Origin of the sequence: Luteolibacter sp., assembly GCF_039920825.1 — a bacterium.
In the GTDB taxonomy this organism is placed as follows: Bacteria; Verrucomicrobiota; Verrucomicrobiia; order Verrucomicrobiales; family Akkermansiaceae; genus Luteolibacter.
Genome location: NZ_JBDSCX010000065.1, coordinates 1 through 12,454, shown reverse-complemented (window position 1 = coordinate 12,454; position 12,454 = coordinate 1). Strand labels below are relative to the sequence as shown.

General features: G+C 57.7%; 12 protein-coding genes. 6 read left to right on the top strand and 6 right to left on the bottom strand.

Annotation, left to right across the window (positions count from 1 at the left end; genetic code table 11):
- Positions 1–114: 114 nt before the first annotated feature.
- Positions 115–1,230: a redox-regulated ATPase YchF gene (gene ychF, locus ABIQ96_RS19160; protein ID WP_348216245.1), complete on the top strand. Its 1,116-nt coding sequence runs from the start codon at positions 115–117 to the stop codon at positions 1,228–1,230.
- 275 nt (positions 1,231–1,505) lie between these two features.
- Here ychF and ABIQ96_RS19155 read toward each other — a convergent pair whose 3' ends face one another.
- Positions 1,506–2,435: a ThuA domain-containing protein gene (locus tag ABIQ96_RS19155; protein ID WP_348216244.1), complete on the bottom strand. Its 930-nt coding sequence runs from the start codon at positions 2,433–2,435 to the stop codon at positions 1,506–1,508.
- Positions 2,436–2,558: 123 nt separating this feature from the next.
- Here ABIQ96_RS19155 and ABIQ96_RS19150 point away from each other — a divergent pair, with 123 nt between their 5' ends.
- Complete coding sequence (locus ABIQ96_RS19150) at positions 2,559–4,913, top strand: endonuclease/exonuclease/phosphatase family protein (protein WP_348216243.1); 2,355 nt, start codon at positions 2,559–2,561, stop codon at positions 4,911–4,913.
- Between the two features lie 9 nt (positions 4,914–4,922).
- Here ABIQ96_RS19150 and lptE read toward each other — a convergent pair whose 3' ends face one another.
- From lptE to proC, 3 genes are read right to left on the bottom strand one after another with little or no spacing between them, the layout of a single operon-like run.
- Positions 4,923–5,429 carry an LPS assembly lipoprotein LptE gene (gene lptE, locus ABIQ96_RS19145; RefSeq protein ID WP_348216242.1) on the bottom strand — a complete coding sequence of 169 codons (507 nt, stop codon included), beginning with the start codon at positions 5,427–5,429 and terminating at the stop codon, positions 4,923–4,925.
- Positions 5,430–5,447: 18 nt separating this feature from the next.
- On the bottom strand, positions 5,448–6,395 hold the full coding sequence (locus tag ABIQ96_RS19140; protein WP_348216241.1) for a tetratricopeptide repeat protein: 948 nt from the start codon (positions 6,393–6,395) through the stop codon (positions 5,448–5,450).
- Between the two features lie 35 nt (positions 6,396–6,430).
- Positions 6,431–7,231, bottom strand: a complete 801-nt coding sequence (gene proC / locus ABIQ96_RS19135) for a pyrroline-5-carboxylate reductase (RefSeq protein WP_348216240.1) — start codon at positions 7,229–7,231, stop codon at positions 6,431–6,433.
- Between the two features lie 84 nt (positions 7,232–7,315).
- Here proC and ABIQ96_RS19130 point away from each other — a divergent pair, with 84 nt between their 5' ends.
- The 3 genes from ABIQ96_RS19130 to ABIQ96_RS19120 all read left to right on the top strand — a co-directional run bounded on the left by ABIQ96_RS19130 (position 7,316) and on the right by ABIQ96_RS19120 (position 10,814).
- Positions 7,316–9,010, top strand: a complete 1,695-nt coding sequence (locus tag ABIQ96_RS19130; protein WP_348216239.1) for a hypothetical protein — start codon at positions 7,316–7,318, stop codon at positions 9,008–9,010.
- Between the two features lie 524 nt (positions 9,011–9,534).
- Positions 9,535–10,329 carry a hypothetical protein gene (locus ABIQ96_RS19125; protein WP_348216238.1) on the top strand — a complete coding sequence of 265 codons (795 nt, stop codon included), beginning with the start codon at positions 9,535–9,537 and terminating at the stop codon, positions 10,327–10,329.
- Positions 10,330–10,478: 149 nt separating this feature from the next.
- Positions 10,479–10,814: a hypothetical protein gene (locus ABIQ96_RS19120; protein ID WP_348216237.1), complete on the top strand. Its 336-nt coding sequence runs from the start codon at positions 10,479–10,481 to the stop codon at positions 10,812–10,814.
- A gap of 72 nt (positions 10,815–10,886) precedes the next feature.
- Here the strand turns inward: ABIQ96_RS19120 and ABIQ96_RS19115 are convergent, their stop codons facing one another.
- Both ABIQ96_RS19115 and ABIQ96_RS19110 read right to left on the bottom strand, forming a co-directional pair.
- On the bottom strand, positions 10,887–11,129 hold the full coding sequence (locus ABIQ96_RS19115) for a hypothetical protein (RefSeq protein ID WP_348216236.1): 243 nt from the start codon (positions 11,127–11,129) through the stop codon (positions 10,887–10,889).
- A gap of 9 nt (positions 11,130–11,138) precedes the next feature.
- Positions 11,139–11,663: a hypothetical protein gene (locus tag ABIQ96_RS19110; protein ID WP_348216235.1), complete on the bottom strand. Its 525-nt coding sequence runs from the start codon at positions 11,661–11,663 to the stop codon at positions 11,139–11,141.
- Positions 11,664–12,197: 534 nt separating this feature from the next.
- On the opposite strand from ABIQ96_RS19110, the gene ABIQ96_RS19105 reads away from it, so the two are divergent.
- The gene (locus ABIQ96_RS19105) at positions 12,198–12,347 is read left to right on the top strand and encodes a hypothetical protein (protein ID WP_348216234.1); all 150 of its coding nucleotides are present in this window, start codon (positions 12,198–12,200) and stop codon (positions 12,345–12,347) included.
- Positions 12,348–12,454: the final 107 nt, after the last annotated feature.

Here is a 12,454-nt window from a genome sequence, read left to right as displayed (position 1 = left end):
CGCCAAACCTGTAAAGACCGGCGTGGTGAATACACCGCCCCGGAACGGCGCAAAACGAGCTCGGAAACTTTTTTCTCGTCCTCCCGCCCGCCCTTCCCCCACCCTCCCGCCGCAATGCTCAAGGCCGGAATCGTAGGACTACCCAACGTCGGGAAATCGACACTCTTCAACGCTGTGACCCGCACCCGTAAGGCGGAGGCGGCGAACTATCCATTCTGCACCATCGATCCGAACGTCGGTATCGTCATGGTCCCGGATTCGCGGCTGGCCGTGCTTTCGAAGATTTCCGGGTCGCACAAACTGGTCCCAACCGCGATCGAGTTCGTCGATATCGCCGGTTTGGTGAAGGGCGCATCCGAAGGTGCCGGCTTGGGCAACCAGTTCCTCGCGAACATCCGTGAAACCGACGCCATCGTCCAGGTCGTCCGTTGTTTCGAAAACGACGACATCATCCACGAACTCGGCACCGTCGATCCCATCCGCGACATCGAGATCATCAATTCCGAGCTGATTTTGGCCGACATGTCCTCGCTGGAAAAACGCCGCTACTCGCGCGAAAAGAAAGCCAAGGGCGGCGACAAGGAAGCGAAGAAGGAAGTCGAACTCATCGACATCATCATGCCGCATCTCGATCAGGGGAAACCGGCGCTGACCGTCGAATTGAGCGATGACGACAAAGCCATCGTAAAGGACTTTTTCCTGCTGTCCTCGAAGAAGACCATCTACGCCTGCAACGTCGCCGAAGACGAACTCGCCGATGCGATTGAAAACCCGGATTCACATGCGCAAGTCGCGCGCGTCCGCAAGTTCGCCGCCGAACACACCGGCTCCGAAGCCGTCGTCATTTCCGCCCGCATCGAAGAGGAACTCAGCGACATGCCCGTTGAAGAAGCCAACGAATTTCTCGCCGACATGGGTGTGACCGATTCCGGCGTCTCCGCTCTGATCCGCGGCGTCTATCATCTCCTTGGCCTGCGCACCTATCTAACGACCGGCGTCCAGGAAACCCGCGCTTGGACGATCATCGCCGGCGACAAGGCCCCCGCCGCCGCCGGGGTCATCCACACCGACTTCGAGCGCGGCTTCATCGCTGCGGAAATCGTCCACTACGACGACCTCGTCGCCGCAGGTTCCATGTCCGCCGCGAAAGTCGCAGGCAAGGTCCGGATCGAAGGCAAACAATACGTGATGAAGGACGGCGATGTCGTCGAATTTCGATTCAATGTCTGAGGCCCCGCCAACCTGCGAAGGCTGTGGCAAAGAAGCGGCTACGGTCATCGACGGCAAGGGCTGGTGCGTCGATTGTTTCCACGAAAGCGGGTCGTGCTGCTCTGGAGAATAAATTTCGTTAGATCGATTGCCGAAACTCCATCCGCCATATGTCACCGGAAACGTGTCCGGAGTTCACGGTTCACCGTGCTCTTGAAGAGGCAATCTGAAGATTGAACTCCCGACAGCGAAACGAAACTCCTCACTGGGAACGGACTTCCGCAATCGATCCGACTTCAGCCCTTTTTATCCAGATTCGCCGTCATTTCCTCGTCGGTGGGAGTCTTGGAAGGCACGCCGGTTTTCGGAACTTCGAGTCCGGAGATCCAGACGATCGCGTTGAGAACCAGACGGCGCGGATCATCCTGCTGCCAGTTCTTATGATAGTGGCCGCCGCAGTAGCCGAACCCGCGTCCACCTCCCGCAGCGGCGGGCCGTTCGTAAACCCACATCGTATGTTGGGGTTCCTTGCGCTCGATGACCGCCGCACGGACTTCGGGATTTCCTTCGTGCGGGCCATCAGGACGGGTGAGAGTACTCGGCGGCGGAAGGTCGGTTAGAATCGGGGTGACGCCTTTCATTTCCGGGCGGAAACGCATGTGATAATACCATTCGTCATAGCCCTTGAAATCATTGATTCCACGGGTGACCGGGTGTTTCGGCAGCTTGTAAGAGGCGTCCCACGTGGGGTTTACCGACCAGTTGCTTTCAAAGAAGCCGCCGATCGAATCCAGAAGCACATTGCCGGGTTCGCCCGCGGGAATTTCCACGGCGTAGTGGATGCAGCCGATGCCGACGCCCTTCGAGACAAGCTTTTTCATTTCATCAAGCTGCTTCATGGCCGGGTGGCCGTCGCCGCCATCGGAGTAAATGACGACTGCGGAAGCGCCGTCGAAGATCGCATTGTCCTTCGGCCAGCCGTTGGTGGTCACCACGGCATCGACCGGCAGGCCGCTTTTGTTCAACTGGTCGGCGAGGAGCATGCAACCGGCGCGGTGCTCGTGTTCGCCGTGCGGGTGGCTCGGATTTCCAGCGACGAAAACGATTTTCTTTTTCGCGGCGGTCGCGGGCTCAGCTTGGGAAAAAGTCATCGAGGCCGCGAGCATTCCGGCAACATAGGCGATGGAACGAAGGACTGGACGTGGGGTTCTGGATTTTTCGCGCATGGAGGTTTGGTGACTCCGCAAATACGGAGCGAATCATGAAAAATTGCAAGCGGAACGCCTTCTGCTCATCGGTTTCCCTATCACGGTTCGACAGACGGCCCGTGAATGCTAGGTTCCCGCCCTATGTCGCTGAAAATCGCCTCATTCCTGCTCGTCGCCCTGGCCACGCTGGCCCAGGGAGTGGGATTCCGGGCGGCAGCTTTCAACATCGGGGCGCACCTTGTGATCCCACCCGGCGGCGGAGCCACTCATTTCGACTATGGCATCGGTGCGCCGGGTCAACCGGACTACGACACGGTTCGCGATATCCTCGACCGGATCGACCCCGATGTGGTGTCGCTGGAGGAAATTCACGGCGCGGATTACAACGCGGGATACCTCACCACACTCGCGACCAGCCTCGGCTATCCTTACGTCTTTTATGCACCGGCGACCAACACCTTCGACACATCACTGCACGTCGCCTTCCTATCGCGCTTTCCATTTCTCTCCCAAACCTTGATCACCTCGCCGGCGGGAGCGAAGGAAATGAACCGGCTCATCCCGGTGGTAAAAGTCGATGTGCCGGGCACCACCCGGGATCCGGTGCTGATCGGGGCGCATTTAAAATCCGGATCCGATGCATCCGACATGTTTCAGCGAACGGTGGAAATGCGGCGTCTCACCAATTATCTAACTGACCAAGGACTGGCAGCGAATGACAATTTCCTCATCATGGGCGATTTCAATTTGTCGGATAGCGATCGAATCTTCACCACCGCTCCTTCCAGCGGGCTGCCAGGCAGTTTCGTCCTAGGTCCGGACATCGTCTTTCCAATCAACTATTTCATCACTCCGACGTCCTATTTCAGCAACCCGGCCGTCACCCGGATCATCCCGCGGCAGACTGACAACTCCATTGTCACCTTTCCTTCAAGCGGATCAACCATCGACCTTTTCCTGACCTCTCCCCTCGTCGGAGCACGGCCCTTGCACACGGAAATCTATAACTCCGCACTCGATACCTCCAACGCCGTTGGTCTTCCGAAATCCGGCTCACCGCTTGCCACCGGAACCTCCGCCGCGGCCTCGGACCACCTCGCGATCTTTGGCGACTTCGAACTCGATCCCGCGGTTCCCTACACCTTCACCGCTCCCGGACAAACCGTCAGCGAAACATTCACGGGCTTTACCGGAACCTACGATCCTTATCCGTGGACCATCACGGGCGGCACCTGGCAGGGAACGGATCCCGGAACGTCCACCTTATTGGGCTTCCGCGCTTACGGATCCCCCTCCGACCCGTCGCTCGGGTTTCTTCCCGGCACTGCGGGCGGCAGCGTGACGGCGACCTTCGTGAACCAATCGACGACAACTCTAACCGCATTGCAGATTTCCTACACAGCGGAGCAGTGGAGATCCTCCAACGCGGGAACCGCCGACACGCTGAGCGCGGAACTGATCGTCGGCGGCGTGCCGAAACCACTACCCGCGCTGACTTACCAAGCATCAACCAGTCTTCCGGACGGCGCGATCACCGGCGGCACATCCACTCCGAAAAACATGATTGTTAGCGGACTCGCGGTGGCACCCGGAGCCACATTCCAGCTTCGTTTCACCTCCACGCCCGGCGCAGGCGGAGGCGCGTTGCCAGCGGATGTTTTCATCAACGAGTTCAGCTATATCGGCAGCGGGGAATTCGTCGAAGTCGTTGTCGGGCCGGGTTTCACAGGCGATCTTTCCGACATTGTCGTCATGTTCTACAACGGGAACGGAGGCGCTACCTATACCGGCTCGCAGTCCCTAACAAGTTTCACCGCCGGGGCCGTGACACCGTCGAAACACCGGATTTACTCGAAATTGATCTCCGGAATTCAAAATGGCGATCCCGATGGATTCGCCCTTGTTGTCGGGGGGACGGTGACGCGTTTCATTTCCTATGGTGGTTCGTTCACGGCAACCGCAGGACTTGCGAATGGAATGGTCTCCACCGACATTCTTGTGAAGCAGTTGTCCACCGATACGGCGGGACAAGCATCGCTGGGACTGACCGGCCCGATAGGCGCATCCTCCAACTTCGCTTGGACCAAATTCACGGGCATCCCCCATTCCCCCGGCCAACCCAATTCCGGCCAAATACTCACGGCACCGAAGCAGCCGCAGGGAATCGCAATCGACAATCTCGCCGTCACTTTTCTATCAGGCTACGATGCCGACGGTGATGGATCGCCTGATGCGGACGAATTGGTCTTCGGCACCGACCCGCAGGACCCGGCGTCGCATTTTGTCGTGACTTACGCAAATCCATCGCCCGGAACGGTGCGGCTGTCCTTCCCGACCTTATCGGGACGGAATTACACCGTAGAAAGCAGCGTCAGCCTATCCGGATGGAGCGTTGTCGGGACCTACGCGGGAAGCGGTTCACCGAAGCTTGCCGACTTTCCAGTATCGCCGTCGGAACCCGCGCGGTTCTATCGCGTCCGAGTGACGTGGCCTTAAGCAGCGGAATCAATAGCCGTTGGCAAGTCGCGACACCAGGGCAACCCCGGCGCGGTCGAGAGCTTCGGGAAGCGCGTTGTTTTTCGCCGTTTGCAGGTTATCTGAGACGAAGAGCTGGCTGGTGCCGTTGGAGGTTCCGGAGGCGAGGATCTTGGTCGGATCCTTGCCGTCGCGGAGAATCCACTTGAGGGTGACCGTGTTGGCGAGTTCTTCCGGAGCGAGAGTGTTGTATCGCCGTCCGCGGATGGGAGCGTATTTGATCCCGCTGAGACTGCCTTCGAGAACCGCGTCGCAGTGGTCCCTGTCGCTGATCCGATAGGTGCCGTCCTGAACGAACGCGGCGGCCACTGCGGAGGTCGCGAGCGCTTCCGCACGCGGGTGCAGGGTCGAGTTTTCAAACATCGGCACAGCGATGGTTTTCACCCGTTCAAGCGAAACGGGTTTCGATTCGCCGAGGTGATAGCCGGCGCAGGAGACGAGCAGCAATGCCGGGGCGAGCAGGGCGAGGAATTTCATGGTCCGGGGAAAAGGAGATCAGCCGCCGAGCACCTTGAGACGGGCGAGCGCCTTGTCGTGGAGGTCGCCGGATTTCGTGCCTTTCACAATGTCACGGTAGTAAACCTTGGCCGATTCGATTTTGCCGGTTTTCTCGTAAAATTGGGCGATGTCGTAGGAGCGCTGGAGGTCGCGGCTGTCGATGTTGGCGATCATCCTGCGGGCCTCCGCATTGCGCGAATCGCCGGGGTACTGAATCAGATAGTCGTTGAACGCCTCCTTGGCGAGGTCGAGGTTCGCTTGGTTCTGGTTGCCGCGGTCGGCCTCGGCAGTTAGAATTTTCCCGATGCGGAAGAGCGCTTCAGGAGCCTGTTGGCAGGTGGGCTGGTCCTTGACGAGCTGGCGATAGGCGGCGATGGCCTCCTTCGACTTGTGCTTGCCTTCGTAAAGCTGGCCAATGGTGTATTGGGCCTTGGCGGCGGCGGCGGACTTCGGCGCGTTGTCACGGACCTTGCCGAGCATTTCCACGGTCTTGTCGAGCGAGAGTTTGGTTTTAAGACCGAGCATGCTCTGTTTCACATCACCGTCGGCGGCGGATTGCGCCATGGCGATCTGGCGGTTCAGCGCCGTGGTGTAGAGACCAGTGCCTTGGAAACGGGTGAGGAAAAGGTTGTAGGCATCGAAGGATTTCAGGATGTCGCCTTGTTGCTCAAGCAGCTCGGCCTGGCGGAACCGTGCCTGCGGTGCGGATGGCGCGAACGGATAACGGGTCGCCACTTGGTCGTAGAGCTTGATCGCTTTGGAGGTTTTCCCGGCGGTATCGGCGCTTTTCGCTTCCTGATAGAGCTTCTCGCCCTCGCCGGTGGCGGCATGGGTATTTCCCGCCATGATCGGCATGTCATCATCATTGCCACATGAAGAAAGATGAAAAGCGGAGGCCGATAACAACGCCAGGACGATCAACCGATAGGTCATGTGGCGGAGCATAGGAGGACGATGGGAGTGGGGAAGTCCAAAATGGATCACTTCCCAAGTTCCGTGGCACGCCGGGTGGCGGCACCCACCGCCTCGATCAATGCGGAGCGCAGGCCGTTTTTTTCAAGAGCCGCGAGGCCGGCAATCGTGGTGCCGCCGGGGGACGTCACCATGTCCTTGAGCACGGCGGGATGTTCGCCGGTTTCCAAAACCATCGCAGCGGAACCGAGCACCGTCTGCGCGGCAAGCCGAACCGCGTCCGCCCTTGGAATTCCGGCACGCACACCACCGTCGGCCAGCGCATCGATGACCACGTAAATATAAGCCGGTCCGCTGCCGGAAAGCCCCGTAACAGCATCCATCAGCCGCTCGGGAACCTCGATGGCGATGCCGACCGCTTCGAGAAGCGCCTTTGCGGTTTTCGAATCATCAGCCGTCGCACGGGATCCCAAGCAATATCCGGCGGCACCATGCCCGACCAGCGCCGGGGTATTCGGCATGGCACGGACGACGCGGAAATTTTCCGCAGCAGCAGCTTCCAACGCGGCGAGCGTCACGCCGGCGGCGATGGAAATTACGAGCCGTGGCTGGCCTTTCGCCATTTTCACGGCCTCTCCCAGCGCTGTGGGAATGTCGTTCGGCTTGGTGGCAAGCAGCAGCACGTCGCAGGCGGCGAGTGCGGCAAGGTCCGCGGAAACAACAGCTCCGGTGGCTTTGGCGAACGCTTCACGGGATTTTTCGTAGGGATCACAACCCATCACATCCGCGGCCGCGACGACTCCCGAGCGGATCGCCCCTTGAATCAACGCCGTGCCCATTTTCCCGCATCCAACAACTCCAAGCTTCATGCCCGGAGACTAAGCAAGGCCCGGCGGAGCACGCCAGCGTCATTTTGCTTGGTAGCGCGGGCCGCCCGTGGCCATCTTCCGCGCATGAGACATCGGTTGCTGGCGGCATGGTTGATGGGTTGCGCACTTGCGGCGGGCGAGGAACCCAAGGCCCCTGAAAAATCGGCGAAAACCGTCGAAATCCCGAGCGTCGAATCCGCCATTCCCGATCCGGTGAAAGCGCTGGGAGAACCGGCGATGGTCAATTTCCCGGGCGGCATCCGGATGGCGGTGACGGCCGCGACGGAGAGCGCCCAAGCCCACGTCAACCAAGGCATGAACCACCTTCACGGCGGGTGGGAATTCGAGGCCAGCCGCCACTTCGCCGCCGCGATGCGGGAGGATCCCGAGTGCCTGCTCGCACATTGGGGGATGGTCATGTCGCTGCTCACGCCATCGCCGGAGACAGGTCCCGCGCGGAATGCGGCGAGCGAGCGGTTGCTCTATCTGATCGACCAGGGAAAAGGCAGCGAACTCGAGCGCGGCTATGCCTACGGATTGATCAAATACATGGATGACGGACCTGCGGGTGGAGCCTCGGCCTTCCGCAAGGTTGCGGAAAAATTCCCTAACGATATGCAGGCGGGTATCTTCGCTGCTCTATTCGGCCGCAGCGGCTATGATGAATTGGGAGACGCCACTCCCGATCAACAAAAAGCGGAGGACAGTCTCCAGGCGATGATTGTAAAAAACCCGCTGAGCCCGGTTCCTCTCAACGCGCTCCTCACCATCCGCGCGGAAGCTCCGGATCTAACCGGATCCATGGAGCTCGCCCGCAAGCTCTGCCAGATGTCGCCGGAATACGCTCCGTATTTCCATTTGTTAGGACACTACGAATGGCGTTGCGGCCAGCACGGCAAGGCGGCGTCCGCCTTCGGCCGCGCTTCGTCTTATTTCGAAAAGTGGATGAAGGAAAACAAGGCCTCCGTCGCCGATTGCCCGGAGTGGGTGAAGGCCGAGTGTTACCGCATCGTCGCGCTCGTTTCCAAGGGGGAATTCGATACCGCCTACGCCGCAGCGCGCCTTGTAGCCGCCACTCCGTTGGATAAAAAGCGCCTCGCCTCACCCGGCGCGCGACTGCTCCTTTGGGATGCGAAAACGTTGCCCGCCCGCGTTCTTCTCCATCGGGGATTGCGTGGAAATGCCGAAGAGGCTCTGCACTCGTTGCCGGATCCCGCCGAGATCAAGGACACCCACAAAAACTCGCTCGCCTATTGGTGGATCGACGGGCTCCGCTTCGCCCTCGAAGCCCGCCGCCTCATCGACGAAGGAAAATTCCAGGAAGCCCAGGACGTTGTCGCGGCATTTACCCAACACGGTGAGGGAATGTCCAAGACCCAGGCGATTGCAGGTGGCAACGGCGAACGATCGGCCTGGACCCGATCCTTCCGCGCGTTGGAAATTCTCTCCAGCGACCTTCGCGGCAGCCTCACCATGGCGGGCCCCAAAGACAGGATCGGCACGGCTTACAACTGGTTTGCATCCGCCACCGACCACCAGCATCCCGCCACCATGATGTTTCCGCCGATGATCCTCACCCCGATGGCGATCCATCTCGGCGAATACTGGCTGGCAGTAAAAAATCCGCCAGACGCCATCGAATCCTATCAGCGCGCGCTCGCGGCATTTCCCAACGACATGAACGCCCTGCTCGGCCTGAAGAACGCCTACGAAAAAGCGAACCTCCCCGCAGACGCGGCCAAGACCGCCACGCAGATCGAGGCGCTGCGCGCGCAGTAGCGCGACAGCGCCGGCCCCGGAAATGGCACGCGGTTCGGCAAAAACGACCGGAGCGTCTCCCTCCGGGTTGTTTTCCGAGAGGGCTTTGTTTTCAGAGTTGGCTCAGGGCCTTGAGGGTTTCGAGGCGGGCGAGGAGCGTGGCCCTTTTTTGTTTGAGATCGCTCGACCCATACGCTTCCAGCACGGCGGTGTGAGCCGAGGGAAGTCTGGAATGCTGGGGTTTTCATGAGTCCAAGGGAGTTCAACCGCCTTAGCCATTTCAGGAACAATTTCACTCGCGTTTCGCTGGTTCTCCCCAAAACGGTTCATCGCCAATTCTTGATCCGTGATCATCCGCGAAATTTGACGAAGGATTTCAATCAGCCAGTTCGTCCATGTCCGCTATCGCTCCCATTGCGGTTAAAAATTCTTTGATTTTCCCCAGTGTCGGAACCCTGCCCCCCGCCGGCTGGATTTCCGGATTCTCCGGTTGATTCGGGCGGCGGTTTCTGAGAGAAAGCGAAATGGAATGTCAGCTCCGCCTAATGAAGCTCGCCGCAGCGGCTGGCGTGATCGCATTCCTTTCCAGCGGTGCGGCCTCCGCGCAGGTGCGGGTGAACGAGGATCACCACATCGCGAGCGGGAACGCGTTCGGGATTCCGTCCGATCCCTATTTCGCGAGGACTCCCTACACGATCCTCTGGAAGGCGGACAAAAGCAACCAGCTCTACGAGCAGAACGGCAAGGTGGTGAGGCTGAACGAGGTGACGGTGGAAGTCTATGACGTGGCCAGCGGGAAAAAGATCGCGTCCTCCGGCTGGAAACCCTTGAACGGCGAAATGAAGGTCCCGATCGGGGGAAACCACCACATCCGGGTTTACGCGCCCGGGAAATGGACGGCGGATTTCAAGGAGGACAAGGAAATGCTGCTACAAGCGGCGAGTCGTGGCGAGTTGAAGGATGGCGTCACCGTGCGCGAAGCCAGCAAGACCAGCCTGCGGACGAAGAAAGAGCGCGTGGAAGCGGTGAAGGCGGGAATGATCAAGCGGATCGAGGCCGGCCGAGCCAATTTCGGCGACGCCGGAGTCGCGGCACTGACGGCGGATTTGGAACGCGCGGCACAGCTTGCTTCCGATGAGGTGGACTTCGCCGCGCGCTTCGAGGCGCTGAGCAAGGTGACGATCGCAAAAATCAGCGCGGAGCGGGAACAGGGGGCACAAGGCAACCCCAAGGCATCCAAATCCACACCCGCCGCCCCATCGGCCACACCGGGTTCCACTTGGACCGGAAACGGCCTGCCACCTGGCATGCAGCGCCGCGCGGATCAGAAAACGAATTGAGAGATCGCGGGAAACTGCTTCAGCTCCGGATTTTTCCATGGTGCCCTAATTTCAGGTATCACGGACTGGTTTCCTGCTCTAGGGGAGACTAACGAAAATTACCTCAACGCTTTGCAAAGAGTCGGAGCGAACAATAGCTCTTGAAACCTATGAATTACGACTATTCATTCTTTAAAAAGCACGCTGAGAAGCGAAGAAATCTGCGGTGTCCGTCTGTAGCGTATGTCGGTTCTGCGTTGGTGGATTTTTTTGATGGCGATCTGTTAGAGATGGAAAATTACGAGATTCTAATTCCGGCCGACGAGAGGATGGCTCATCAACGCAGGGTGCCCCGCAATCCAATCGTCGCTCACGGTCATCCGCGCCTTCACCAGCACCGCGCAGGCCACTGTCCTGGGATTGATCATCTTGCGGCCATCGCCGCGGGCCATCATGTGATAGACCGCCCCGGCATATTGAAATCTCGGTTACCTCGCCATGGATGAAAGGATTGAGACGGGATCGAGGTGCCATCAATCTTGAAACCCAAGGCCTGACCCGTTCATATAGGATTTATTTCAATCGACTGGCCAGTTGTATTCATTCAAAATATTTTTCACTTCTATTTTAATAGAATTCAATTCATCGGCCCGCTCTTCCGTGATTCCTTCAGGCAGGCTTTTCAATTGTGAGTAAATATCTAATAGGATTTCACTTCCTGTACCTCCATACAAGGCCGCGTCAAGTTTGTTTGCATAGTCATTCATTCCTTCTTCACGTAATTTCTCGACTTGAGGATTTATTTTTTTGAAAATATTCATAATTTCTATTTAAAGACCTTCCGGGTTAAAAAGCGATGATATTGTATCCATAAACCCCTGCCCGACGACAACTTCCAAATCCCCGCCCAAATTATCTCCTACTGGAGGCGATCTACGGACTACGAATGGCACGCCACGCGGAACTCTCCCTGTCAGCATAAAATTAATACTTTCTGCATTGGCACTTGGCATTCCACTTCCACCCGGTGAAGCAGGAGCAAATGACCAAAACTGAGAATCAAATATCTTACTTTTGGTAGAATTCCCAATTTTATACAGTGGTGCGCCATTTCTTACTTTCCAACGCGCTAAAAGAGCTTCCAGAGAAGCTTCTTGGCGAGCCAAACCTCCCGCATATGCTGGTATTTCAATAGTTTGAAAAAATTTTGGAATTAGCTCTCTAAATAAAGCTTGACCTCCAATACCCAGTGCTCGGAATCCGCTCGTGAGTTCTTGTGCTATCGCGGAATGTTCACCTCCAGCCAATACTGTTTCTCTGTATTCCTCATTTAATACAAAAAGGACTAAATTCATGGCATGCCCAAATTGAACAAACCCTGAAAGAACAGGGCTTGTTGTCACAGCAATTTCGACTCTTACATAGATGCTTAAGCTTAGCTCATTAAGACTGAATTTCCCGCTGGGATCTATGTACGTAGCGGGGTTTCCGTTTGCATACAAATATTTATGAAGTGTCAAAGGTTCCCCATTGATTCCTTGGTAAGAGTCCTGCGTATGGAATCGCCCGGTATTTGTGTTCAAATACCTCGCCCGCAGGGAATACATTCCCAGATCCACGTCCCATTGTTCGCCAGTAAAAAGAAACTCCGTTTCTGTGACTGGAGATGCGTGATTTGATATTAGGGATGATTCAAGAACACCTGTGGACGGGTTGCGTTTTGCTAGGCCGATAAGCGAGCCGTAAGCATCGTAATCGTAGGTCTCCTGGAGGTCGCCATTCTCATCAGCAATACCGCGGACGGAGCCGAGGCCGTCATATTGGTAGTAGATTTTGGAAGAGGAAGAGGCGGACTGAAGATCCGCGCTCCGTTCAGAGGAAATTAAGTCGTGGCCGTAGAGGTGGACTTTTTTGAGTTCCTGGCCGGCATTCGCCTGCGGGTCTTTTTCCTCGATGACCTGGGCGTAGCCGGTGGGGTTGTTCGCGTCGGTCAGGTAGGTGGCGATGCGCTGGGTCAGGCCGGAATGGCACTGACTTAAGCGAAATTTCGGGGTTTACCGCGATGGGGGATTTCTTTGAAAATTGACCTGGCTGCGGTGAGGTAGCTGAAGTTCTTCGGCCGCTTTTTGATGGCCCGGGGTTCGTG